General features: G+C 70.3%; 22 protein-coding genes. 9 read left to right on the forward strand and 13 right to left on the reverse strand.

Going from position 1 to position 22,378, the window contains the following annotated elements:
* Positions 1-6 precede the first annotated feature (6 nt).
* From ACT1U9_RS01375 to ACT1U9_RS01405, 7 genes are all read right to left on the reverse strand, one after another.
* Positions 7-891 (reverse strand): ABC transporter permease, encoded by an 885-nt coding sequence (locus tag ACT1U9_RS01375; protein ID WP_444536511.1) that lies wholly within the window; start codon positions 889-891, stop codon positions 7-9.
* On the reverse strand, positions 884-1,849 hold the full coding sequence (locus ACT1U9_RS01380; RefSeq protein ID WP_444538975.1) for an ABC transporter permease: 966 nt from the start codon (positions 1,847-1,849) through the stop codon (positions 884-886). The genes ACT1U9_RS01375 and ACT1U9_RS01380 overlap by 8 nt, the downstream gene beginning before the upstream one ends.
* A 23-nt stretch (positions 1,850-1,872) precedes the next feature.
* Positions 1,873-3,477, reverse strand: a complete 1,605-nt coding sequence (locus ACT1U9_RS01385; protein ID WP_444536512.1) for an ABC transporter substrate-binding protein — start codon at positions 3,475-3,477, stop codon at positions 1,873-1,875.
* A 108-nt stretch (positions 3,478-3,585) separates the two neighbouring features.
* Positions 3,586-4,683, reverse strand: coding sequence for an acyl-CoA dehydrogenase family protein (locus ACT1U9_RS01390; protein ID WP_444536513.1), 1,098 nt, complete (start codon positions 4,681-4,683; stop codon positions 3,586-3,588).
* A complete protein-coding gene (locus ACT1U9_RS01395) occupies positions 4,680-5,870 on the reverse strand; it encodes an acyl-CoA dehydrogenase family protein (protein ID WP_444536514.1) in 1,191 nt (396 codons plus the stop codon). The genes ACT1U9_RS01390 and ACT1U9_RS01395 overlap by 4 nt, the downstream gene beginning before the upstream one ends.
* A complete protein-coding gene (locus ACT1U9_RS01400; RefSeq protein WP_444536515.1) occupies positions 5,870-6,835 on the reverse strand; it encodes an NADPH:quinone oxidoreductase family protein in 966 nt (321 codons plus the stop codon). The genes ACT1U9_RS01395 and ACT1U9_RS01400 overlap by 1 nt, the downstream gene beginning before the upstream one ends.
* Positions 6,836-6,986: 151 nt before the next feature.
* Positions 6,987-7,580, reverse strand: a complete 594-nt coding sequence (locus tag ACT1U9_RS01405; RefSeq protein ID WP_444536516.1) for a helix-turn-helix domain-containing protein — start codon at positions 7,578-7,580, stop codon at positions 6,987-6,989.
* A gap of 112 nt (positions 7,581-7,692) precedes the next feature.
* On the opposite strand from ACT1U9_RS01405, the gene ACT1U9_RS01410 reads away from it, so the two are divergent.
* Positions 7,693-8,601, forward strand: a complete 909-nt coding sequence (locus ACT1U9_RS01410) for an SDR family oxidoreductase (protein ID WP_444536517.1) — start codon at positions 7,693-7,695, stop codon at positions 8,599-8,601.
* Positions 8,602-8,619: 18 nt separating this feature from the next.
* Here ACT1U9_RS01410 and ACT1U9_RS01415 read toward each other — a convergent pair whose 3' ends face one another.
* Together ACT1U9_RS01415 and ACT1U9_RS01420 are read right to left on the reverse strand one after the other, a co-directional pair.
* Positions 8,620-9,456: an enoyl-CoA hydratase/isomerase family protein gene (locus ACT1U9_RS01415; protein WP_444536518.1), complete on the reverse strand. Its 837-nt coding sequence runs from the start codon at positions 9,454-9,456 to the stop codon at positions 8,620-8,622.
* 115 nt (positions 9,457-9,571) lie between these two features.
* Positions 9,572-10,312: a PIG-L deacetylase family protein gene (locus ACT1U9_RS01420; RefSeq protein WP_444536519.1), complete on the reverse strand. Its 741-nt coding sequence runs from the start codon at positions 10,310-10,312 to the stop codon at positions 9,572-9,574.
* A 127-nt stretch (positions 10,313-10,439) separates the two neighbouring features.
* Here ACT1U9_RS01420 and ACT1U9_RS01425 point away from each other — a divergent pair, with 127 nt between their 5' ends.
* Positions 10,440-11,603: an ABC transporter ATP-binding protein gene (locus ACT1U9_RS01425; protein WP_444536520.1), complete on the forward strand. Its 1,164-nt coding sequence runs from the start codon at positions 10,440-10,442 to the stop codon at positions 11,601-11,603.
* Positions 11,604-11,620: 17 nt separating this feature from the next.
* On the opposite strand, the gene ACT1U9_RS01430 is transcribed toward ACT1U9_RS01425, so the two are convergent.
* Positions 11,621-12,544 (reverse strand): aldo/keto reductase, encoded by a 924-nt coding sequence (locus ACT1U9_RS01430; RefSeq protein WP_444536521.1) that lies wholly within the window; start codon positions 12,542-12,544, stop codon positions 11,621-11,623.
* A 60-nt stretch (positions 12,545-12,604) separates the two neighbouring features.
* Between ACT1U9_RS01430 and ACT1U9_RS01435 the strand changes: the two genes are divergently transcribed.
* On the forward strand, positions 12,605-13,651 hold the full coding sequence (locus ACT1U9_RS01435; RefSeq protein ID WP_444536522.1) for a DUF5937 family protein: 1,047 nt from the start codon (positions 12,605-12,607) through the stop codon (positions 13,649-13,651).
* On the opposite strand, the gene ACT1U9_RS01440 is transcribed toward ACT1U9_RS01435, so the two are convergent.
* The gene (locus ACT1U9_RS01440; protein WP_444536523.1) at positions 13,590-14,057 is read right to left on the reverse strand and encodes a VOC family protein; all 468 of its coding nucleotides are present in this window, start codon (positions 14,055-14,057) and stop codon (positions 13,590-13,592) included. The genes ACT1U9_RS01435 and ACT1U9_RS01440 overlap by 62 nt on opposite strands.
* 192 nt (positions 14,058-14,249) lie before the next feature.
* On the opposite strand from ACT1U9_RS01440, the gene ACT1U9_RS01445 reads away from it, so the two are divergent.
* The 3 genes from ACT1U9_RS01445 to ACT1U9_RS01455 all read left to right on the forward strand — a co-directional run bounded on the left by ACT1U9_RS01445 (position 14,250) and on the right by ACT1U9_RS01455 (position 18,252).
* Positions 14,250-14,975: a DUF4097 family beta strand repeat-containing protein gene (locus ACT1U9_RS01445; protein WP_444536524.1), complete on the forward strand. Its 726-nt coding sequence runs from the start codon at positions 14,250-14,252 to the stop codon at positions 14,973-14,975.
* Positions 14,976-15,370: 395 nt separating this feature from the next.
* Positions 15,371-15,598: a hypothetical protein gene (locus tag ACT1U9_RS01450; protein ID WP_444536525.1), complete on the forward strand. Its 228-nt coding sequence runs from the start codon at positions 15,371-15,373 to the stop codon at positions 15,596-15,598.
* 230 nt (positions 15,599-15,828) lie between these two features.
* Positions 15,829-18,252 (forward strand): ricin-type beta-trefoil lectin domain protein, encoded by a 2,424-nt coding sequence (locus tag ACT1U9_RS01455; protein WP_444536526.1) that lies wholly within the window; start codon positions 15,829-15,831, stop codon positions 18,250-18,252.
* A 73-nt stretch (positions 18,253-18,325) separates the two neighbouring features.
* On the opposite strand, the gene ACT1U9_RS01460 is transcribed toward ACT1U9_RS01455, so the two are convergent.
* Positions 18,326-18,772 carry a hypothetical protein gene (locus ACT1U9_RS01460; RefSeq protein WP_444536527.1) on the reverse strand — a complete coding sequence of 149 codons (447 nt, stop codon included), beginning with the start codon at positions 18,770-18,772 and terminating at the stop codon, positions 18,326-18,328.
* A gap of 201 nt (positions 18,773-18,973) precedes the next feature.
* Between ACT1U9_RS01460 and ACT1U9_RS01465 the strand changes: the two genes are divergently transcribed.
* Entirely contained in the window at positions 18,974-19,348 is a 375-nt protein-coding gene (locus ACT1U9_RS01465) for an effector-associated constant component EACC1 (RefSeq protein ID WP_444536528.1), read from the forward strand.
* Positions 19,341-20,870: a caspase family protein gene (locus ACT1U9_RS01470; RefSeq protein WP_444536529.1), complete on the forward strand. Its 1,530-nt coding sequence runs from the start codon at positions 19,341-19,343 to the stop codon at positions 20,868-20,870. The genes ACT1U9_RS01465 and ACT1U9_RS01470 overlap by 8 nt, the downstream gene beginning before the upstream one ends.
* A gap of 48 nt (positions 20,871-20,918) precedes the next feature.
* On the opposite strand, the gene ACT1U9_RS01475 is transcribed toward ACT1U9_RS01470, so the two are convergent.
* A complete protein-coding gene (locus ACT1U9_RS01475; protein WP_444536530.1) occupies positions 20,919-21,512 on the reverse strand; it encodes a hypothetical protein in 594 nt (197 codons plus the stop codon).
* A 138-nt stretch (positions 21,513-21,650) separates the two neighbouring features.
* Here ACT1U9_RS01475 and ACT1U9_RS01480 point away from each other — a divergent pair, with 138 nt between their 5' ends.
* Positions 21,651-22,328 (forward strand): response regulator transcription factor, encoded by a 678-nt coding sequence (locus ACT1U9_RS01480; RefSeq protein WP_444536531.1) that lies wholly within the window; start codon positions 21,651-21,653, stop codon positions 22,326-22,328.
* Positions 22,329-22,378 lie beyond the last annotated feature (50 nt).

Consider the following 22,378-nt stretch of genomic DNA (forward strand, 5'->3'; position numbering starts at 1 on the left):
CGGTGGTCACAGCGTCAGCTCCGATCGGCGGCGCGGGTTGAGCCGTTCACGCCAGGCGCCGGCCAGGCCCGCGACGGCCAGGGTGGGCACGATGAGCAGCAGGCCGGGGAAGAGCGTCGGCCACCAGTCGCCCGCGAGCAGCGAGCCGCGCGCCGACTGGACGAGGTTGCCGAGACTGGCCTGGTGGCTGGGCAGGCCGAGGCCGAGGAAGGAGAGCGCCGACTCGTGCCACATCGCGTGCGGCACCATCAGCACCGCCGCGAGCCCGGCCTGCGGCAGCACGCCCGGCAGGAGATGGCGGACCGTCACGCGCAGCCGGGAGGCGCCGCCGGAGATCGCCGCGTCGATATAGGGGAGCGAGCGCAGCGAGAGGATCTCGGCGCGGACGATACGGGCGGTGGAGAGCCAGTGCGTCACCGCGACCGAGGCGATCACCGGCCAGACGCCGGGCCGGAACATCGCCACCACGAAGATGCCGAGCAGCAGATGGGGCACCGACGAGAAGACGTCGACTAGCCGCATCACCAGCCGGTCGGTCCAGCCGCCGAGTGCCGCCGCCACCGCGCCCACGACCGTGCCGACGACGGTGGCGACCAGCGCGGCCACCACCCCGACGAGGAGCGAGATCCGCAGCCCGTACACACAGCGAAGAAGAAGATCGCGGCCCACGTCGTCGGTGCCGAACGGGTGCTCCCAGGACGGCGGAAGCAGCTTCTGCGAGAGGTCGACGGCCTGCTGGTCGAGGTGGACCAGCGGCGGCACCACCAGCACCGCGAGCACAGCCGCGACGGCGACCACGGCCGAGGAACGCACCCGCAGGGTCCGGGTGGAGCGGCGCGTCCGTCCGCGCGAACGCCAGACGGGTTCTGTGGAGTGAGTGGCGTCAGCCATCGAAGCCCACCCTCGGATCGGCGAGCCCGTACAGAAGGTCGGAGACGAGGTTGCCGAGCAGCACGGCCGCCGTGGCGAGCACGGTCAGCGCGGCGAGCAGCGGGAAGTCCACGGAGGTGGCGGCCTGCACGGTGGCGGCGGCGATGCCGGGCCAGCTGAAGACCGTCTCGACCAGCAGGGCGCCGGTGATGAGTTCGGGCACCCGCGAGCCGACGAGGGTGAGCATCGGCAGCATCCCGGAGCGCAGGGCGTGCCCGAGCAGAACGGTCCGCTCGCTCAGCCCACGCGCGCGTGCCCCGCGCACCGGATCCTCGTCGAGCGCGTCGGCGACGCCCTGACGTACGTACAGGAAGAACCAGGGCAGTTGAGAGACGCCGAGGACAGCGGCGGGCAGGACCAGGTGGCTCGTCACCTGATCAAAAGCGATCGTGTCGCTCGCCGTATCGGTCAGCCCTCCGGCGGGCAGCACGTCCAGCTTGAGCGCGAAGAACCAGATGGCGAGCAGTCCGAGCCAGAAGGCGGGCGCGGCTTCCAGGGTGTACGCGAGGGAGCTGACGCAGCGGTCGAGCCAGCCGCCCGAGCGGCGGGCCGCGAGCACACCGAGGCCGGTGCCGAGGACGATCGCGACCAGGAAGGCGGTGGCGGCGAGCAGCACGGACCAGCCGAGGCGTTCGCCGATGACGTCGGCAACGGGCTGGCGCAGCACGCTGGAGTCGCCGAGGTCGCCGGTGAGGGCGGTGGTCAGCCAGTCCCACCAGCGGGTCACGAGCGGCTCGTCGACGCCGAGGTTGGCGCGCAGTTGGTCCAGGTTCTGCTGCGAGGCGGTGAGCCCGGCGGTGCCCGCGTAGGCCTTGACCGGGTCGAAGGGCGAGGCCGCGGCGACGGCGAAGACGCCGAAGGTCACCACGAGCAGGACGGGGGCGGCGAACAGGGTCCGCCGCCCCGCCATCCGTGCCATCGGCCCCCAGGGGAGGCGGCGGCTCACTTCTTCGGCGCCCAGGTCTCGACGTTCCACCACGGGCCGGAGGCGAGGCCGTGGTCGTGCGGCTCGGTCTGGGTGGAGAGCCCGTCCCAGCGGTCGTTCACGACGTAGAGGTGGTCGATGTGGGTGAGGAAGGTGTAGCCGGGGTTCTTCACGAGCTCGCGCTGGATGCTGTCGTACGCGGCCTTGCGCGCGGCGGTGTCCCCGCTCTTGCGGCCGTCGTCGAGCGCCTTGTCGACGGCCGGGTCGGCGTAGGACGCCATGTTGTTGAAGCCGTCGCCCGCGAGCGCGGAGTTGAGCAACGCGTACTGGTCGAAGTCGGGGTCGCCGGGCGAGCCGCCGCCCGCGAGGACCGCGTCCTGCTTCATCCTCGGCTCGATGACCTCCCAGGTGCCGGCCTGGGTGGTGATGGCGATGCCCGCCTTCTTGGCGTCCGAGGCGTAGGCGAGGGCGTGGTCCTGGCGGAGCTTGTCACCGGAGAGGTACCAGAGCGGGAAGGCAGCGCGCGTGCCGTCCTTCTCGCGGATGCCGTCGGCGCCTGGCTTCCAGCCCGCGTCGTCGAGGATCTTCTTGGCCTTCGCGAGGTCGTACGGCCGCTCGGTGCCCTCGGCGAACCAGGGGCTGCCGGTCGGGACCGGACCGTAGGCGGGCTTGCCCGCGCCGTCCAGGATCTTGTCGACCATGGCCTTGCGGTCGACGGCGAGATCGAGGGCGCGGCGCACGGCGGTGTCGCCGGTGACCTTGTTGCCGGTCGGCAGGGTCACATTGCGGTAGTCGTAGGTCTTCGCGGTGTGGGTCTTCTTGTGCTTGTCCTTCGCGAAGCCCTCGGCGAGGTTGGGCGGCAGGATCGCGCCGTCGAGGTCGCCGGAGCGCAGCCGGGTGGCGCGTACGTCGTCGTCCTTGACGATCGCCATGGTGAACTTCTTCACCTTGGGCGCGCCGCCCCAGTACGAGGGGTTGGCCTGGAACGTGATCTTCTCGTTCCGGGACCACTTGACCAGCGTGTACGGGCCGGTACCGATGGGCGCCGAGGAGAACGCGCCGCTGTTGACGTCCTGCCTGCCCGCGACGTGCTCGGGCACGATCGGCAGCACGGTGCGCTGCGCGAACGGCGCGTACGGGTACTTGAGTGTGAAGACCGCCGTGTCGTCGCCGCTCGCGCGGACCTCCTTGACGGCGTCGAGCTCGCCCTTGGAGGGGTTGTTGGTCTTCTTGTCGAGGATGGTCGTGTAGGTGTAGACGACGTCCTTGGCGGTGAACGGCTCCCCGTCGCTGAACTTCACGCCCTTGCGGAGCTTGTACGTGTACGTCAGCCGGTCGGCGCTCACCTCGGGCAGCGCGACGGCGAGCGCGGGCTTCAGCCGCATCTCCGCGTCCTGTGTGAGCAGCCCGTCGAAGATCTTGGAGTTGCCGTCCTTGCCGTAGCCGAGGAGCGGGCTCAGGGTCTCGGGCTCGTATGCGATGCCCACCACCACCGAGCCCTTGGCGCCGCTTTCCCGGCCGCCACCGGGATTCGAGCAGGCGGCCACGGCGACGGCCAGCACGGTGGCCAGCGCCGCGGCACCCGCCCCTCGCCTCGCTCCACGGATCGAACGGGCGACCATGCCCCACACCCCTTGTTGAAGATCAACTGTTATTGCGAGCTACTCGCAACAGCTCGCACTTTAAACAGTCCGCAAAGGGGTGGTCAAAAACGGGACACTCGCCGTGCACTATGCCGGTCCGGGCAGCCCCACAATCTCCGCGACCGCCGCCCGGTGCTCGCCGGCCGAACCCAGCGCGAGCTGGGACGACTTGGCGCGCTTGAGATACAGATGCGCGGGGTGCTCCCACGTCATCCCGATCCCGCCGTGCAGCTGCACGCACTCCTCGGCGGCCCGCACCGCGACGCCCGAGCAGTACGCCTGCGCCACCGCCACGGCGAGCGGCGCGTCCGGGCTGCCGGTCGCCAGCGCGTCGGCGGCGTTGCGGGCGGCAGCCCGCGCGGAGACGACCTCCAGCCACAGCTGCGCCATCCGGTGCTTCAGCGCCTGGAAAGACCCCACCGGCCGGTTGAACTGGTTACGGTCCCGGGTGTACGCGACGGCCTCCATCAGGCACCACTCCGCGACCCCCAACTGCTCGGAGGCGAGCAGCCCGGCCCCGGCGAGCAGCCCGCGCCGCACGGCCGCCCGTCCCGTCTCCGCGTCGGCGAGCAGCGTGCCGCGCGCACCGTCGAACGTCACCGAGGCCAGCGGCCGGGTGAGGTCGAGCGGGACGAGCGGCGCGATGACCGCATCATGTGCCTCCACGGCGTACAGCCCCTGGCCGGTCGGGACGAACAGCACATCGGCGGTGGCCGCGTCGGCGACGCCGGACACCACACCGTCGAGCCCGCCGTGCAGCCGCAGCGAGTCGGGCCCGTACGCGAACGGCACGGCGAGCGCGGCGGTCCGGCGCCCGGCCGCCAACTCCCTTACCAGCCCGGCCACTTCATCACTCGACGTGTCCAGGGCGAGCAGCGTCCCGGTGGCGACGACCGCGCTGGTGAGATACGGAACCGGGGCGACGGTCCGGCCGATCTCCTCCAGGACCACGGCCGCCTCGCGGTGACCGGCACCCTGGCCGCCCAGCTTCTCCGGCACCAGAAGCCCCGCGAGCCCCATGTCGGCACCGAGCGACCGCCACAGCCCCAGGTCGTACGGGGTGTCGGACTCGGCGCGGGCGAGCACGGACGGCGTGTCCGTACGGTCGGCGAGGAGCGAGCGGACGGCGGCCCGGAGGTCTTCCTCGGCCTCGGAGTACAGCAGATCGGGGGCGCTCTCGCTCATCGGGCCAGGTCCTTCCACGCGATGTCCTTGTCGTTGCGCGGCTCGGCGGGCAGCCCGAGGACGCGCTCGGCGACGATGTTCAGCAGTACCTCGCTGGTGCCGCCCTCGATGGAGTTGCCCTTCGAGCGCAGATAGCGGTATCCGGCATCGCGGCCGGTGAAGTCGACGAGCTCGGGGCGGCGCATGGTCCAGTCCGAGTACAACAGGCCCGCGTTGCCGAGGAGTTCGACCTCCAGACCGCTGATCTCCTGGTTGAGCCGGGCGAAGGCGAGCTTCATGCCCGAGCCCTCGGGCCCGGGCTGGCCCGCCACGAGCTGCTGGCGCAGCCGCTCACCGGTGAGCCGGGCGACCTCGGCCTCGACCCAGAGGGTGAGGAGACGCTGGTGGAGATCGTGGGTGCGCAGCTCGGGGCGCTCGCGCCAGGTCTTCGCGACCGGCCCGATCATCCCGCCCTCGCGGGGCAGCCGCATCCCGCCGATGGAGACCCGCTCGTTCATCAGCGTGGTCTGGGCGACCTTCCAGCCCTCGCCGATCCCGCCGAGGCGGTGGGCGTCGGGGATGCGGACATCGGTGAGGAAGACCTCGTTGAACTCGGCCTCGCCGGTGATCTGGCGCAGCGGCCGCACCTCGACACCGGGGTCGGTCATGTCGCAGACGAAGTAACTGATGCCCTGGTGCTTGGGCAGATCGGGGTCGGTGCGGGCGATCAGGATGGCCCAGCGGGCGAGATGGGCGCTGGAGGTCCACACCTTCTGCCCGTTGACGATCCAGTCCTCGCCCTCACACACCGCCCGGGTGCCGAGCGCCGCCAGGTCGGATCCGGCGCCGGGCTCGCTGAACAGCTGGCACCACACCTCCTCGCCGACCCACAGCGGCCGCAGGAACCGCTGCTTCTGCTCGTCCGTCCCGTACTTGAGGATGGTGGGCGCGGCCATGCCGAGGCCGATCCCGATCCGGCGCGGGTCGTTGTCGGGCGCGCCCGCCGCCTCCAGCTCGGCGTCGACGACGCTCTGCAGCGAGCGCGGCGCACCGAGCCCGCCGAGGCCGACCGGGTAGTGCACCCAGGCGAGCCCGGCGTCGAACCGGGCCTTGAGGAAGTCGATCGCGTCGGTGGTGGCGGGCGGGTGCGCGGCGAGCAACTCCTGTGTACGCGCCCGCAGTTCGTCGGCGTCGCATTGCTCGCTCATCACAGGGCCCCTTCCGGGACCACGACCACGCGGCCGGTGGTGGTGCCGTCGGCGACGCGCTGCACGGCGGCCGCGGCGTCCTTCATCGACACGCGCTCGCTGATGAGCGGCTTGACGGCGCCCTTGGTGGCGAGCTCGGTCAGCTGCTCGTGGCAGCGCAGGATCGACGCCGGGTCCTTCTGCGCGTACAGCCCCCAGTGCAGACCGACGATCGAGTAGTTCTTCACCAGCGCGTGGTTGAGCGCGGGCGCCGGGATGTTGCCGCTGGCGAAGCCGACGACCAGGATCCGGCCCTCGAAGGCCACGCACTTGGCGGACTTGGCGTACGCGTCACCGCCGACCGGGTCGTAGACGACATCCGCGCCGCGTCCGCCGGTGGCTTCCTTCACGGCGGCCACGATGTCGTCGGTCCGCCGGTCGATGACCAGGTCGCAGCCCAGCTCCCGGGCGATCGCGGCCTTTTCGGCCCCGCCGACCACGCCGATGACCTTGGCCCCGGCGGCCTTGCCGAGCTGGACGGCCGCGCTGCCGACACCCCCGGCGGCGGCGTGCACGAGCAGCGTCTCGCCCTCCTGGAGGTTGGCCCTGCGGTGCAGCCCGAACATGCCGGTCTGGTAGCCGATGTGCAGGGCGGCCGCCTCGGCGTCGTCCAGCGCGTCGGGCGCGGGCAGCAGCGCCGCCGCGTCGGCGACCACGTACTCGGCGAGACCACCGAACGGCAGCACGGGGTTGGCGATGACCCGCCGCCCGTCCTCGGTCTCGCCGCAGATCTCCACACCGGGCGTGAACGGCAGCGGCGGCTTGATCTGGTACTGCCCCCGGCAGAGCAGCGCGTCCGGGAAGTTGATGTTCGCGGCACGCACCTTGAGGAGGACCTGCCCCGGTCCCGGCGCGGGCGGCTCGACGTCTTCGAGGCGCATCACCTCGCCCGGCTCGCCGTTCTCGTGCACTCGCCATGCCTGCATTCGGAGCCTCCACGCGCTGTAGGCGGTACCGCTGCGTACCCTTGCTCAGCGGCATACTAAGCGGTCGCTTGCCGCTGAGGGAACAGGTGACGGCGATCGGGGCGAGGATCAGCCACGCGGGTGGCTGGGAGGGCGTGTGCGGATCGAGCGGTTACGGCTGTTTGGGCCGCGCCCGTACGTGCATCCGCTCGCCCTGCGGCCCGAACAGGCTCAGATACTCCACCGGCGCGTCCCCGGCGGGTCCGAACCAGTGCGGCAACCGTGTGTCGAACTCGGCCGCCTCGCCCGCCGCCAGCACCACATCGTGCTCCGCAAGGACCAGCCGCAGCCGTCCCGCCAGCACATACAGCCACTCGTACCCCTCGTGGATCCTCGGCTCGGGCTGCGTGCCGAAGCCCCGGTCCACCACCTTGTACGCCTGGAGCCCGCCCGGCTGGCGGGTGAGCGGCAACATGCTCTTGCTGCCCCGCACGATCGGCTTGGCCCGCACCCGGGGATCCCCCACCGGTGGCGCGCCCACCAGATCGTCGAGCGGCACCTGATGGGCCCGGGCGATCGGCAGCAGCAGCTCCAGACTGGGCCGACGGTGCCCGGACTCCAGCCGGGACAGCGTGGACACGGAGATCCCGGTGGCCGCCGACAGATCCCCGAGCGTGGCGCCCCGATCCTTACGGATCCGCCGCAGCCGGGGCCCCACCTCGTTCAGTACGTCGTCGAGTTCCCGCTCCTCATCCATACATCCCATTGCAGAATCGGCAAGACCACTTGTCAACCCGGCACGTCATCGCAATCCGCATCGGTCTTCGCACTCGGCACGGCCATGGCGTTTTCGACCGTCGCCCGATAGGCATGCCGCCATGACGGACGAGAGCACGCACTCCGCACCGCCCGGCCTCCCCGCCCCTCCCCCACCGGGCACCCACGCACTGCCGCCGGGAACGTACGACGGGACCGTGGTCCTGGTCACCGGCGGTGGCTCCGGGCTCGGCAAGGCGATCGCGGCCGAATTCGCCCGGCTCGGCGCGGAGTTGGTGATCGTGGGGCGTACCGAGGAGCGGCTGAAAGCAGCACGGGAGGAGTTGGCGGCCCTCGGCGGCCGGGTGGTGACGGCGGTGTGCGACGTCCGGCAGCCGGAGCAGGTCGGCGAGGCCTTCGACGAGGCCGAGCGGACGGTCGGACTGCCGGCCATCCTGATCAACAACGCCGCCGCCAACTTCCCTTCTCCAGCTGAGGACTTGTCCCCCAACGCCTGGCGTGTGGTCGTCGACATCACGCTGACCGGGACCTGGTTCATGACCCGGGAGTTCGGCCGCCGCCATCTCGCGGCGGGGACGCCCGGTTCGGTGATCAACGTGGGGGCGTCCTACGCGTGGACGGGCGGTCCGGGGCATGCGCACTCGGCGGCGGCGAAGGCCGGTGTGCGGAATCTGGTGGAGACGCTGGCGGTGGAGTGGGGACCGTACGGCATCCAGGTCAACGGTCTCGTCCCGGGTCTCTTCCCGCACCCGGACCTGCCGGACGCGATCCGGGCCGGACTCGACACGGCGGAGTCATCCGGCGAACTCGCCGCCCGCCAGCCCGCGTTACGGGTCGGACAGCCCCATGAGCTCGGCTGGGCAGCGACCTTCCTCGCCTCCCCGTACGCCCGTTTCATCAGCGGTCACACCCTGGTGGTGGACGGCGCGAACTGGCAGCGGCGGACGGTGGTCGCGGCGCCGGTGCGAACCGTACGGGAGCAGTTGGGCAGGGGCCCCTTCGAGGGGTGATCCTTGAGGGGCGAGACGTCACATACCCTCAAAGGCGGGCGGGCGGTGGGCCGCCTTGGCGGTGTAGCCCTCGCGGGCATCCTCGGAGGTGAGGGTGAGTGCGGCGGCCATGGCCGTACGGTCGAGGGCCTCGGCCATCCCGGCGTCGGCGAAGGCGTCGATGTTCCGCTTGACCCCGCGTGCCGCGAGCGGCGCGTTGTCGGCGATCTGCTCGGCGATCTCGCGCGCCCGCTGCTCCAACTCGCCATCGGATACGACCAGTTGGATGATGTTGAGCCGCTCGGCGGTAGGCGCGTCGATACGGCGGCCGGTGAGGGCGAGGTACTTCGCCCAGCCCGCGCCCGCGTCCCGGGCGATGCGCAGATCTCCGCCCGCGTCGACGGCGACGCCGAGCTGCGCCTCCGGCAGCGCGAAGACGGCGTCCTCGGCGGCGATCCTGATGTCGGCCATCAGCGCCAGCTCGAAGCCGAAGCCCAGGCAGTACCCCTGCACCGCCGCCACCACGGGCTGCGGCAGCCGGGCGAACACGGCGAACCGCTCGTGCACCCAGCGGATGCCCTCGTAGTAGCGGTGAGTGCGTTCGGCCGGGGAGCGGCCGGTGATCGCGCCGCCGGGGGTGGTGACGTCGATCCCGGCGCAGAAGGCCCGGCCCTCGGCGCGCAGCAGCACGGCCCGGATCGAGTCGTCGAAGCGGATGCGGTCGGCCAGCAGGCCGAGTTGACGGCTGGACTCCCAGCTCCAGCCGTTGAGCGTGCCGGGGCGGCAGAGGGTGAGGACGCCGATTCCGTGCTCGGTGACGTCGAGACGTATCCGCTCCTCGCCGTCGCGGATCTCCCGGTCCAGGGTGTCGATCATCGCGCGGTCGCCTCGCCTCGTGTACGGGGGCATATGGCCGTGGGCTGATGCACTGACGGTCCGTCAGAATATCGGCCCACGGCCGCGCGCGGGAACCCCCGAACAGACCCTGCGGTCAGCGCGGGAAGAGCTCGAAGGACACCGCCGGGCGGCCGCCGAACCGGGCCGAGGCGCGCTCGGCGTTGCCGGTCAGGAAGGTGCGGCAGTACGTCTCGGGGTCCTCGCTCGTCAGGCCCTCGATGTAGCTGCGGTGCTCCATGAGGGAGTCCACCGAGCGTTCGAGACCGGCGGTCGCGTCGACGGCGTGGGTGGGCGAGACGGAACCGGCCACCGCCACCCATCGCACACCGTTCCACGGCTCAAGCCCCTGCTCGGCGAGCTCGGGGAAGATCCAGCGGTTTCCGGCGTCCCCGGCGGCGTCGAGCGTGGCCCGGCCGACGGCACGGTGGTCGGGCGAGTTCCAGCTGACGCCGCCCCAGGTGTCCCGGTGGTTGAGGGTGATGACCAGCTCGGGCCGATGCCGGCGGATGGCGGCCGCGATGTCCCGGCGCAGCCCGATGCCGTACTCGATCACGCCGTCCTGGTGGTCCAGGAACTCGACCGCCGAGACGCCGACCACGGCCGCGCTCGCCCGCTGCTCCCGCTCGCGCAGCGGCCCGCAGGTGGCGGGCTCGACACCGTCGATGCCCGCCTCGCCACGGGTGGCGAGCAGATAGGTGACCTCACGGCCGCCGTCGGTCCATCCGGCGATCGCCGCGGCGCAGCCGTACTCCAGGTCATCCGGGTGGGCGACGACCGCCAGCGCGCGCTGCCAGTCGTCGGGCATCTCTTCCAACTGCTCCAACTGGTCTGTCATGAGGGCAGCTTACGAGGCGGAACGATCTTCACCGAAGCCCGAAGGACCCCGGCGGGCCTCAATGAGGTCGCCCTCGCCCGGCCGTGGTCGGTGTGCGTACGGCCCCCGTCCCTCCTAGCGTGGTTCCATGATCCGGTTCGAGCAGGTCAGCAAGGTGTACCCGGACGGTACGAGCGCCGTCGACGGCCTGTCCTTCGATGTGGGCGAGGGGGAACTGGTCACCCTCGTCGGCCCTTCGGGCTGCGGCAAGACGACCACCATGATGATGGTCAACCGCCTGATCGAGCCCACGTCCGGCCGCATCCTGGTGGACGGCGAGGACATCGCGTCGCTCGACCCGGTGAAACTGCGCCGCCGGATCGGTTACGTCATCCAGCAGGTGGGGCTGTTCCCGCACCGTACGGTCCTGGACAACACCGCCACCGTCCCGGCCCTCGTCGGCTGGAAGAGGGCGAAGGCGCGGGCGCGGGCGGCGGAGCTCCTTGACCTGGTGGGTCTGGACCCGAAGACGTTCGGCGCGCGCTATCCGGCCCAGCTGTCGGGCGGTCAGCGCCAGCGCGTCGGAGTGGCGCGCGCTCTGGCCGCCGACCCGCCGGTCCTCCTGATGGACGAACCGTTCGGCGCGGTGGACCCGGTGGTGCGCGAGCGGCTGCAGAACGAGTTCCTCAGCCTTCAGGCGACGGTCCGCAAGACGGTCCTCCTGGTCACTCATGACATCGAGGAAGCGGTACGGATGGGTGACCGGATGGCGGTGTACGGACAGGGTCGCATCGAACAGTTCGACACCCCGGCGGCGGTCCTCGGCGCCCCGGCGACCCCGTACGTGGCCCAGTTCGTGGGCGCCGACCGGGGCCTGAAGCGTCTCTCCGTAACAACGGTGGAAGAGGCCGACCTGGAACAGCCGCCAGTAGCCCGCCTGGACGAACCCGCCGAGGCCGCGGCCGCCCGTCTGCGCGAGACCGAGGCACGCTGGGCGGTCGTCCTCAACGCGTCCGGCGAACTCCACGGCTGGGTCTCCACGGACGAGCTGTCCCTGGCCGGCACCCCGGGCACGGTCGCCGACCTCGCCCGCCGGATGGAGGCCTGGGTCCAGGTCGGCGCCCCTCTGAAGCAGGCGTTCAGCGAGATGCTCCAGTACGACGCGGGCTGGGTCGCGGTCCTGGACGGCTCCCACTTCGTCGGCGTCCTCACCCCCGCCAAGCTCCACGAGGCCCTGCGGAGGTCGGTGGACGCGGATGCGCAGGGGGTGGGGCGGGAGGAGGTGGAGTTCGATTCGGTGGCGGATGCGTGAGGGGGTTGGCGCCTGCTTTACGTGGTGACGGCGTCGGGGCGGGCGTCCAGGGCGGTGAGTTCACTCTCGGAGAGGCGCAGGGCGCCGGCGGCCACGTTCTGGGTGAGGTGGTCGGGGTCGCCGGTGCCGGGGATGGCCAGGACGTTGGGGCCTTGGTGCAGGGTCCAGGCCAGCCGGATCTGCGCCGCGCTCGCTCCGTGGGCGCGGGCGATGGTGTGCACCGTGCCGCCGTCGTCGGCGGTCGCACCGGCTTGGCGTCCGGTACCGGCGATCGAGTAGAACGGTACGAACGCGATGCGCTGTTCACCGCACGTACGCAGGAGCTCGTCCTGCTCGGGTGACGCCCCGATGCCGTGCATGTTCTGGACGCAGACCACCGGCGCGATGGCCTGGGCCTCGGCGAGGTGGTGGGGGCGGATGTTGGACAGGCCCAGATGGCGGATGAGCCCGGCCTCGCGCAGCTCGGCCAGCGCGCCGAACCGCTCGGCGATCGAATCGGCGCCCACGATGCGCAGGTTCACCACGTCCAGATGGTCGCGGCCGAGCTGACGAAGGTTCTCCTCGACCTGGCCGCGCAGTCGCCGTGGGTCGGCATGGGGCAGCCAGCCACCCGAGGGGTCCCGGCCCGGACCGACCTTGGTGACGATCACGAGATCGTCGGTGTACGGGGACAGCGCCCGGTTGATCAGCTCGTTGGCGGACCGCAGCGGCGAGAAGTAGAACGCGGCGGTGTCGATGTGGTTCACCCCGAGCTCGACGGCGCGGCGCAGCACGCGGATCGCCTGGTCGCGGTCGCGCGGGACGGCGCCGGGCACCAGTGCCTCGCCGTGCTGCGGCAGCCGCATCGCGCCGAGGCCGATGCGGTGGACGACGAGGTCGCCGAGGGTCCAAGTGCCGGATGCGGCGGCGGTGATCGCGGGGCTGTCGGTGCTTGAGGTCATGTCGGAATGATCTGTACGGGCTAGAGTGGCCGCCACTGATTCAGATATACGTGAATCCTGATGAGGGTGGTCGTCCTGGCGGAGCTGGAGTTCTCGGCGAGCGATCTGGCGCAAGTGCGGTTCGCCGTCTCGCCGATGTGGCAGGTGGTGACGAGCTTCCGGCTGCTGTCCCAGCACCCGTCCGCCTACCCGGTGCATGGCCCCTGGATCCAGCAGGTCCGGCCACGGGTGGCGGCGGCCGGTCTTGATCGGGGCTGGCTCGCGGAGTTGATCCCGCCGACGGGCTTCTTCCCGTACTTCCTCAACCCGGCGTCCGCAGGACCGACGCCGACACCGGCCGCGGAGCTGGCGGCCGTCCAGGACGCGCCGATCGAACGGATCCGCAAGGACCTCGACCACCTGGAGTACCACCAGGAACGCCTCGGCCCCCGACTGCGGTCGCTGCACCAAGACCCGCACACCCACCTGGACCGACTCACCCAAGAGATCCAGACATACTGGGAGTTGGCCCTCGCGCCGTACTGGGCACGCATCCGCGCGGTGCTGGACACCGACACCTTCCACCGGGCCCGTCAGGTCGCCGAGCACGGCGCGGGCCATGTACTCAACGACTTGCACAGCGCGGTGCGGTGGGACGGCAGCGCGCTGCACCTGAACCGCCGCAGCAAACCCCTGTCCCGCACGACGTCGGGCCCGGGGTTGCTGCTGGTCCCTTCGGCGTTCACGGGGCCGCGTCTGATCACCAGGGTCGCACCACCGGAACCACCCCAACTCGCCTACCCAGCACGGGGCATCGGCTCCCTCTGGACCCCGGGCCCCACCCCCGACACCGACGCTCTCGCCGCCGTACTCGGCCGCTCACGAACCCGCCTGCTGGCCGAACTCGACACCCCGGCCTCCACCACCCAACTGGCCCATCGCACCGGCCTGTCCCCGGCGGGGGTGTCCCAATACCTGACCGCGCTGCGCAACGCGGGCCTGGTCACCGCCCACCGAGCCGGCCGCTCGGTCCTCTACGCCCGCACCACCGCGGCCGAAACGCTCCTCAACGCAGCCGCGCCGCCCGACGCGCGATCTCGTCCGGGGTCAGATCCTCCACATGCGTGAGGAAGACCCATACGTGCCCGTACGGATCCCGGAGTATGGCCGTGCGGTCACCGTGGAACTGGTCGGTGGGCGGTTGCAGCAACTCGGCCCCGGCCGCAACGGCCCGCTCCACAAGCCCATCCACGTCCTCGACGAAGACGTGCAACCCCACGGTGGTGCTCCCGACGGCGGTAGGCGCACGGAAAACAGGCCCCTCGGCGTCGCCCAACATGATGGTGGACCCCTGAATACCCACCTCGGCATGCAGGATCCGCCCGTCCGGACCACCGAGACGGAACAACTCCTCGGCGCCGAACGCGGCGACATAGAAGTCGATCGCGCCGCCGGCACCATCGAGCATGATGTGAGCGATCACGGCGTTGCGGTAGTGCGCGGGGACGGCGGAGCTCGTCGTGGACGTGGTCATAGGAATGCCTCCTTGGTTGGCTGCTGCCGATGACCATGAAGGTAGAAGCTGAACCAAACTTGAGGTCAAGGTGTAGTTAATGCCACCTCGAATCCGGGGGTTTACCCCATGGCGGGCGGCCAACTACCCGCATAGCGTTGGGGCGTCCCAGGAGGGGACGCCCTACACACTCTCAGGAACGGTGAATACTTCATGCGTGCGCGCCTCCGACTGCTCACTGCCGTCGCGACGACCGGAATCGCCCTCGGTGGGCTCAGCGCGTGCGGCATGCTGCGTGACCACTTCGACGACGACACCACGGTGTCCGAGAAGATCACGTCGGTGCGCCTGGACAGTGGCTCCGGTGCGGTCACCCTGCGCGGCAAGGAGGGCGCCACCAAGGTGGACCTGCACCGATACGTCGAGTACGACGGTGACCGCCCCGGGCCGACGCACCACGTCGAGAACGGCGTCCTGGTGCTGAGCGGCTGCGGTGACGACTGCTCGGTCGCGTACACGGTCGACCTGCCGGCGGGTATCCCGGTGACCGGTGGGACGTCGAGCGGGGCGGTCCAACTGTCCCACACGGGCGCGGTATCCGTGTCGACCTCGTCCGGGGCCATCGACCTGGACGACGTCAAGGGCGCGGTCGACATACATGCGTCCAGCGGCGCGATCACCGGGAAGCGACTCAACGGCGGTCCCATCAAGGCCAAGTCGTCCAGCGGCGCCATCGACCTCCACGCGTCCTCGCCCGAGGACGTCCAGGCACACGCGAGCAGCGGCGCCGTCACGGTGACCGTCCCGGACGGCAGGTACCGGGTGACCACGCAGAGCCACAGCGGCGGCCAGGAGGTCGCCATCGACGACGACCCGTCGGGCCCGCACCACCTCGACGTGACCACGAGCAGCGGCGCGATCAACGTCAAGACCGGCTGAGCCGAGGGAGGGGTTTCCCACCACGCGCGCTCGAAGCCGAAGCACCGACCACCGGCCTCAGGCAAGACGAGGAAGCCCCGCTGCCCCACCCCAACTGGAGCCGCACCAGAGACCATTGCCCCTGGTGCGCCAATGCGCTGGCTGTGAACCTTCCATCACCCCGCCAACACCTCAGCCAGTCGCATATACGTCAGGCTCAGGAGTTGACCACCAATCGCTCCGGGGCCGTTCCGTCCCGAATCCCGCTACCGTTCACCCCCACCCTGCTCGCCTCGCGCATGAGCCTCAGAGTACGGAGCTCCAGGAGGCGCGTGCGGCCGTACTGCAGCAGAGTCACCACACCTGACCACGCTGGCCGCCGGGGCACTCGTGGCGGTGCTCTCGACGCGAGCGTCATGACCGCGTTCTACGACGCCATCGGGGAACCGCCAACACCACCGATGGCCTACGAGAACAGTCACCACGGCAAGGGTCCCGAGAACGGGCTCAACCCGCATGAGAGCGGGCCCGATTGGGCCGCCTGTCAGCTTCCGGTCGGTACCGCTCCCACCGCTGTCACCGTCTCCAACGGCGACCTCGGCTTCGGACCGGGCTCCGTCGTCGTGACGCTCAAGCAGAGCTGAGCATCGGGCACGGGCCGCCTACTGGGCGGCCAGCGGCACGCCGTCCCGGGCGCGCACGCCCCCCATTCGTCCCCACCCGTTGACACCGCCCTCAGATTCCCCCACCATCTCCCACGCATGAGTGAATCTGTTTGCCTGTGTTGAAAGTTGCTCGATCATGGGCATCCATGAGAACCAGCCACCCAGGGGCGCAGCTCGATCACGGTCAATCCAACCTCCGTGGAGTCGACATGATCTCCACAACCTCCATAGCCAGACATCGGGGACCAACCCTCCTCGCTCTCCTCGCGCTCCTGATCGGCGCCCTCACGGGCTGGGGCCCACCCGTCGCCCGCGCCACGACAGGCACGACAGGCACGACCACCTCCGTCACCATCGACGGCACAGAACCCGGCCTCACCTTCGACGGTGTCGGAGCGATCAGCGGCGGCGGAGGCAACACCCGACTCCTCGTCGACTACCCCGAGCCCCAGCGCAGCCAGTTACTCGACTACCTCTTCAAACCCGGATACGGCGCCTCCCTCCAGGTACTGAAGATCGAGATCGGCGGTGACACCAACTCCACCGACGGCGCCGAGGCCAGCCATATGCACACGGCCAACTCCGTTGACTGCAACCAGGGTTACGAGTGGTGGCTCGCCGAACAGGCCAAGGCCCGTAACCCCGGTATCAAGCTGTACGGGTTGGCCTGGGGCGCGCCGGGGTGGATCGGGGGTGGGAACTTCTGGTCCCAGGACATGGTCAACTACCTGATGTCCTGGTTCGGGTGCGCCAAGCAGCACAACCTCACCATCGACTACCTCGGCGGTTGGAACGAACGCAACTGGAACGCCGGGTGGTACAAGAACCTCAAGTCCGCGCTTGTCGCCAAGGGGTACGGCACCAAAGTCGTCGCGGCCGACAGTGGATGGGACGTCGCCGACGCGATGGCGACCGACAGCGCGTTCAAGAACGCCGTCGACATCGTCGGCGTCCACTACCCCTGCGGCTACCTCGGTGACTTCAAGTCCTGCCCGAGCACACCCACCGCACAGGGACTCGGCAAACCGCTGTGGGCGAGCGAGAACGGCTCCGAGGACGCCGACGCCGGCGCCCAGGCCGTCGCCCGCGCGATCAACCGCGACTACATCGACGGCAAGATGACCTCGTACATCAACTGGCCGGTCGTCGCCGCGCTCTACCCGAACCTCTACTTCTCGACCGACGGTATGTCGATCGCCGCGCAACCCTGGTCCGGCAACTACAGTATCGGCAAGACCACTTGGGTAACCGCGCACACCACCCAGTTCGTCCAGCCGGGCTGGCGCTACATCGACTCGGCGAGCGGCCTCCTCGGCGGCAACCGGGCCAATGGCAGTTACGTGTCACTGAAGTCGACCAACAACTCCGACTACTCCACCGTCATCGAGACGATGGACGCCACCGCCGCCCAGACCGCGACGTTCACCGTCGCCGGTGGGCTGTCGAACGGCACCGTCCACGTCTGGTCCACCGACCTCAACTCGGCCAACCACTCCGACTACTTCGTACGAGGTCAGGACGTCACACCGTCATCGTCCGGCACGTACACCGTCACCCTCCAACCGGGGCACGTATACACCCTCACCACGACCACCGGTCAGGGCAAGGGCACGGCCACTCCCCCGGCCGCCGCCGCGATGAAACTGCCCTACTCCGACTCCTTCGAGACGCCGGCGGCCACCACCAGCCCGAAGTACTTCACCGACATGAACGGCGCCTTCCAGACCGTGGCCTGCGGCGGCGGCCGCGCCGGCACCTGTCTGCGGCAGATGGCCCCGACCGTCCCGATCCGCTGGACCGACGAGCCGTACAACGCGCCTTATACGTTTATGGGCGACAGCTCGTGGGACAACTACACGGTCTCCGCGGACGCGATGCTGGAGCAGTCCGGCAGTGTGGAACTGCTCGGCCGGGTCGGCCAGCAGGGGCGGAACAACAACGGCCTCAACGCGTACCACTTCCGTATCAGCGACAACGGCGCCTGGTCGATCGACAAGAGCGATACGTCATGGCACTTCACCACGCTGGCGAGCGGGACGACGAGCCCGCTCAACCTGCGTACGTGGCACAAGCTGTCGTTCACGATGCAGGACGCGACGCTGACGGCATACGCCGACGGATCGCCGCTCGGCAGCGCGAAGGACTACTCGTTCACCAGCGGCCAGGCGGGGCTCGGTGTGACCGGCTACCAGACCGACCAGTTCGACAACTTCGCGCTCACCCCGGGCACACCGTCACCGCCGCACCTCGGCCCGATCGCGTCCGGCCTCACCGGCAAGTGCGTCGACGACAACGCGGGCGCCACCACCAACGGCACCCGCGTCCAACTGTGGGACTGCAACGGCACCGGGGCGCAGGTCTGGTCGTGGGGCAACGGCATGCTGCGGCTCGGCGGCCCGAACGGCAAGTGCCTCGACGTGACGGGACAGGGCACGCTCAACGGCACACTCGTCGAGCTGTGGGACTGCAACGGCGGGCAGAACCAGCAGTGGGTACCGCAGTCCAACGGCTCCCTGGTGAGCGTGCAGTCGGGACGCTGCCTCGATGTCCCGAGGGCCGACACGACCAACGGCAATCAGTTGGAGATCTGGGACTGCAACGGCGGTGCCAACCAGCGGTGGACTCTGCCGTAAAGCCTCTTGCAAACAGTGGCGGGCCTTCGGAATCTGTTTCCGGGGGCCCGTTGCCGTACCGGTCAGACCACATCTACTCGCCCTGACGGACCTTCACCCCACCCACCAGCGAGTACGAACGCACCTTCACCACCGGACCGCCCGGCTCCCCCGTCACACCACTGCTGCGCGCGCCGAGCAGCGAGAAGCCGCGCACCTCCACCGTCGTCCCGGCGGGCACCGTCAGGTCGACGCCGCCGATGGCCGAGAAGGCGTCGACCTCGGCGGACGCGCCCTCGGGGTAGGCCAGTTCCGCACCGCCGACCACGGCCGCCTTCACCAGGTGCGTCGGCCCGGCGGGCAGCTGGGCGTCGGTGTGGTCGAGCTTGGCCCCGCCCACGGCGGCCACATGCACCGTGCGCTCCCGCGCCTCGAACGCCCCACGGCGCTTGATCCCGCCCAGCAGCGACAGGCTCCACTCGGTACGGCGCGCGGTGGACGAGGTGGACGGTGCGGACTCGGTGTTCTTGTCGATCTCCATGCCCTTGACAGTACGGGCCGGCCCTGACACCCCATCAGTGTCTCCGGACACCAGCCCCGCATGACAAACGTCATGTCGGCTTCCGCGAATTCAGGACATGCGAGTCGCCTGTTGGGACACTGTCGTGCATCCCGTCGAGCGCGGAAGCGGAGGGCGGGAAGGGGCGTGCGGTGCAACGGGCATGCGGCAGTGGGGGGTTCGATGGAAGTCAAGATCGGTGCCGTCGGCGACAAGGGCGTACTGGAGCTCGTGGCGCTGTTCCGGTGGCTGCGGTCCGAACGTCAGTTGGCGGGCCAGGTGCGGCCGGAGTACAAGCCCGCCGGGCCGGAGGACCTTTCCACGGGCGTACTGGACGTGGTGAGCATCGCCGTCGGATCGGGCGGCGTCGCCGTCGCCCTGGCGCAGTCGCTCACCGCGTGGCTGAAGAGCCGTCGTCCGGCGGTGGAGTTCGACATGACGCTGCCGGACGGATCCACGTACCGGCTGGGCGTGGCGGACGCGGCGGCGGCGCAGGCCGCACCGATCATCGAGGAGATACTGCGGCAAATCCGTGCCAGTGGCGGTACCGGTGAGTGAACTCCGTACGGGCCTCGACGGGTCCCACGCCCTGCTGCTCGGGGCCTCCGCCTTCAAGCACCCCGGCATTCTCCCGGTTCCCGCCGCCGCGAACAGCCTGCGTGCCATGCGGGACATGCTCATCGATCCCACCCTCGGCGGGTGGCCGTCCGCACAGGTCACAGCCGAGCAGCCGCCCAACGCGGTCGACGCGGTCCGCCGGATCCGCCGCCTCGCCCAGCAGACGACCGGAACACTGCTGCTGTACTACGTCGGCCACGGCCACATCGGCTCGTCCGGCGAACTGATCCTCACCGTCCACGACACCGATCCCCAGGACCCCGATCTGACCGGCATCGAATACAGCAGGGTGAAGAGCGCGCTGCTCGACAGTCCCGCCGCCGCCAAGATCGTGATCCTCGACTGCTGTTATTCCGGGCGCGCCATCGAAGCCCTCGGCTCGGACACGGTGAACGCCGTGGCGGCCAGAGGTGTGTACACGCTCACCGCCGCCGACCTGGAAGTGGCCCATGTGCCGCCCCTCGCGGAGCAGAGCGCGGTTCCCACCTCGTTCACGGGCCAGCTTCTCGAACTCGTACGGTCAGGACTGCCCGGCGAGTCGCCGTGGCTCACACTCGACACGATCTACCCGCATCTCGCGGCGCGGCTGCGGCACGCGGGCCTGCCCGCGCCCAACCGGCTGACCACCGACAGCGCGTCCCACTTCCCCTTCGTACGCAACACCGACCGGACCAGCCCGGCACGGCCCACGAACACGTCGGCTGAACCGTCGGCCACGGCGTCACCGACGACGCCGTCCGGGCGTCCCCACTTCGACCCGGTCAAGGGCGCCGGATACGACATCGAACAGGTCGACGCGTACCGGCTCGACGTGATCGCCCTCGTCGCCGACCCCCGTCGCCGGAGGAGAGCGAGAGCGCCCTACTTCAGCCAGGTGTCCGGCAAGAACCGTTACGGCTTCGACAGAGCCCAGGTGGACGCCCATATCGAGCAGCACCGGTGCGAGCCGGCTTCCTTCGTCGACGCCCTGCGCATGCTGCTGGCCGACACCGGCATCCCCTTGGTGCCGGAGGGCGGAACCCAAACACGCAAGACCGCCAGACAGATCGGCAAGGTCAAGAGCAAATGCGCGATCTACGGGGACGAACAGCTCATCGGCTACGTCAATGTGGGCTGGTACGGCCGCACGTCGGGCATGATCGCGTTCACCGACGCGCGCATCACCATTCGCACCAACTTCATCCCCCTCAGCATCCCTTACTCCTGCGTGGAGCAGGTACGCCTCTCCACTGACTCCGCTTGGGAGAGCTGGGGCGCGGGGGACGCGGTGGGAGCGTATGAGGTGTTGACGATGACCGTTCGCCTCGGCGGCCGTGAAGTGAAGATCGAGGAGTGCAATCACTATCCGCTCCAGAACACGCTGACCGACACCCTGCCCGCGCTGTCGGAGCTCCGGAAGAACCGTCCCGAGTGGTTCGTCTCCGGGCTCACGGCGGACACCGCGGATCGCGGGGACGGATAGCGGTGAGGGGCGTCGGGCCACCTGCGCCCGACGCCCCTCCCCCCTTGATCAGCCCTTGGCGGCCGGGGCTCCCCCGACGACCGTGTTGCTGGTCACCGTGCCGTCGGCGCCCGCCAGGGTCACCTCGTGGCGCACGCCGTCGGGACCGAGGACCACGGCCTGCCATGCGCTGCCGCCGCCCTGCTGGGCCACGACCCGCAGCGCCTCGACCTTGCCCCCGGAGACAGTGGCCGCCGCCTTGTCCACGGCCTGCGCGGCCGTGAGCGCGGGCAGCGGCGCGGGGGCCTGGCCGAATCCGCCGCCGGCCGGGCCGTGGCCCATGCGGCCCCAGCCCTGTCCGCCGCCGGGCCGCTCACCGCGCATCTTCTGCCCGCGGCCGTCCGCACCCCGCTCGCCGTGGTGACCCCGGGCCTCGGCGGCGTACCCACCCCGGTGACCCTCGTGGTGGTGTTCCGCCACCGCCGCGGCCACACCTCCCGCGCCGAGCAGGACGACCACGCCGAGCACCACCCATCGCGTGCGCCCCTGCCGGGTCAGCCGGACGAATCGGCCGCGGCGGGCGGCCGCCTTGCCGGTCGTGTCGGCCGCCGCCTCACCGGGGCCCGCCGGGCCCTCGGAGGGCTGGGGATTGGACTGAGTCATCGGACTGCTCCTCGCGATCTGGCAGCCGGGCGCTGCGCCCGGCTGCGTCAGATGCTGCGAGGCGCATGCTGAAGCCTCGCTGAAGCAACCTGAAGGTTTCTTCAGGAACTCCTCAGGTTGGCCTGAGAACCTGGACCCATGCGCGTACTGGTGGTCGAGGACGAGCGGCGACTGGCCGCGGCATTGCAGCGTGGGCTGCGCGCCGAGGGGTTCTCGGTGGACGTCGCCCACGACGGCCCGCACGGACTGTGGCTGGCCGGTGAGCACGACTACGACGCCATCGTGCTGGACATCATGCTGCCGGGCCTCAACGGCTACCGGATCTGTGCCCGGCTGCGGGCGGCCGGCTGCGAGTCGGGGATCTTGATGCTCACCGCGAAGGACGGCGAGTACGACGAGGCGGAGGCGCTCGACACGGGCGCGGACGACTTCCTCTCCAAGCCGTTCTCGTACGTCGTCCTGGTCGCGCGGCTGCGCGCGCTCGTCCGGCGCACCGGGCGGCGCAGTCCGCAGATCATGGAGTTCGGCGATCTCGTGATCGACCCGGCGGCGCAGCGGTGCACCCGGGGCGGGACCGAGGCCCGGCTGACCTCGCGCGAGTTCGCCGTCCTGGTGTATCTGGCCCGGCATGCCGGTGAGGTGGTGCCCAAACGGGAGATCCTGCACCAGGTCTGGGACACGGCGTACGAGGGTGATCTGAACGTCGTCGAGGTCCATGTCAGTGCGCTCCGGCGGAAGATAGACGCACCGTTCGGCCGGGCCTCGGTGGAGACCGTCCGTGGCGCGGGCTACCGACTGGCGGCCGACGGTGGCTGAGCAGCGAGGCGCCAGGCGCCGGGGCGCGGCGCTCCGCGACCTCGCCCGCC

Source organism: Streptomyces sp. BR1 (assembly GCF_052373795.1).
Lineage (GTDB): Bacteria > Actinomycetota > Actinomycetes > Streptomycetales > Streptomycetaceae > Streptomyces.

Bases quoted from the DNA above. Each gene is read 5' to 3' on its own strand.
- ACT1U9_RS01375 (WP_444536511.1), bottom strand. From the start codon at position 891: ATGGCTGACGCCACTCACTCCACAGAACCCGTCTGGCGTTCGCGCGGA.
- ACT1U9_RS01445 (WP_444536524.1), top strand. From the start codon at position 14,250: ATGCGTGCGCGCCTCCGACTGCTCACTGCCGTCGCGACGACCGGAATC.
- ACT1U9_RS01480 (WP_444536531.1), top strand. From the start codon at position 21,651: ATGCGCGTACTGGTGGTCGAGGACGAGCGGCGACTGGCCGCGGCATTG.
- ACT1U9_RS01420 (WP_444536519.1), bottom strand. From the start codon at position 10,312: ATGACAGACCAGTTGGAGCAGTTGGAAGAGATGCCCGACGACTGGCAG.
- ACT1U9_RS01410 (WP_444536517.1), top strand. From the start codon at position 7,693: ATGACGGACGAGAGCACGCACTCCGCACCGCCCGGCCTCCCCGCCCCT.
- ACT1U9_RS01455 (WP_444536526.1), top strand. From the start codon at position 15,829: ATGATCTCCACAACCTCCATAGCCAGACATCGGGGACCAACCCTCCTC.
- ACT1U9_RS01385 (WP_444536512.1), bottom strand. From the start codon at position 3,477: ATGGTCGCCCGTTCGATCCGTGGAGCGAGGCGAGGGGCGGGTGCCGCG.
- ACT1U9_RS01475 (WP_444536530.1), bottom strand. From the start codon at position 21,512: ATGACTCAGTCCAATCCCCAGCCCTCCGAGGGCCCGGCGGGCCCCGGT.
- ACT1U9_RS01425 (WP_444536520.1), top strand. From the start codon at position 10,440: ATGATCCGGTTCGAGCAGGTCAGCAAGGTGTACCCGGACGGTACGAGC.
- ACT1U9_RS01400 (WP_444536515.1), bottom strand. From the start codon at position 6,835: ATGCAGGCATGGCGAGTGCACGAGAACGGCGAGCCGGGCGAGGTGATG.
- ACT1U9_RS01395 (WP_444536514.1), bottom strand. From the start codon at position 5,870: ATGAGCGAGCAATGCGACGCCGACGAACTGCGGGCGCGTACACAGGAG.
- ACT1U9_RS01460 (WP_444536527.1), bottom strand. From the start codon at position 18,772: ATGGAGATCGACAAGAACACCGAGTCCGCACCGTCCACCTCGTCCACC.
- ACT1U9_RS01465 (WP_444536528.1), top strand. From the start codon at position 18,974: ATGGAAGTCAAGATCGGTGCCGTCGGCGACAAGGGCGTACTGGAGCTC.
- ACT1U9_RS01405 (WP_444536516.1), bottom strand. From the start codon at position 7,580: ATGGGATGTATGGATGAGGAGCGGGAACTCGACGACGTACTGAACGAG.
- ACT1U9_RS01380 (WP_444538975.1), bottom strand. From the start codon at position 1,849: ATGGCACGGATGGCGGGGCGGCGGACCCTGTTCGCCGCCCCCGTCCTG.
- ACT1U9_RS01440 (WP_444536523.1), bottom strand. From the start codon at position 14,057: ATGACCACGTCCACGACGAGCTCCGCCGTCCCCGCGCACTACCGCAAC.
- ACT1U9_RS01415 (WP_444536518.1), bottom strand. From the start codon at position 9,456: ATGATCGACACCCTGGACCGGGAGATCCGCGACGGCGAGGAGCGGATA.
- ACT1U9_RS01390 (WP_444536513.1), bottom strand. From the start codon at position 4,683: ATGAGCGAGAGCGCCCCCGATCTGCTGTACTCCGAGGCCGAGGAAGAC.
- ACT1U9_RS01435 (WP_444536522.1), top strand. From the start codon at position 12,605: ATGAGGGTGGTCGTCCTGGCGGAGCTGGAGTTCTCGGCGAGCGATCTG.
- ACT1U9_RS01450 (WP_444536525.1), top strand. From the start codon at position 15,371: ATGACCGCGTTCTACGACGCCATCGGGGAACCGCCAACACCACCGATG.
- ACT1U9_RS01430 (WP_444536521.1), bottom strand. From the start codon at position 12,544: ATGACCTCAAGCACCGACAGCCCCGCGATCACCGCCGCCGCATCCGGC.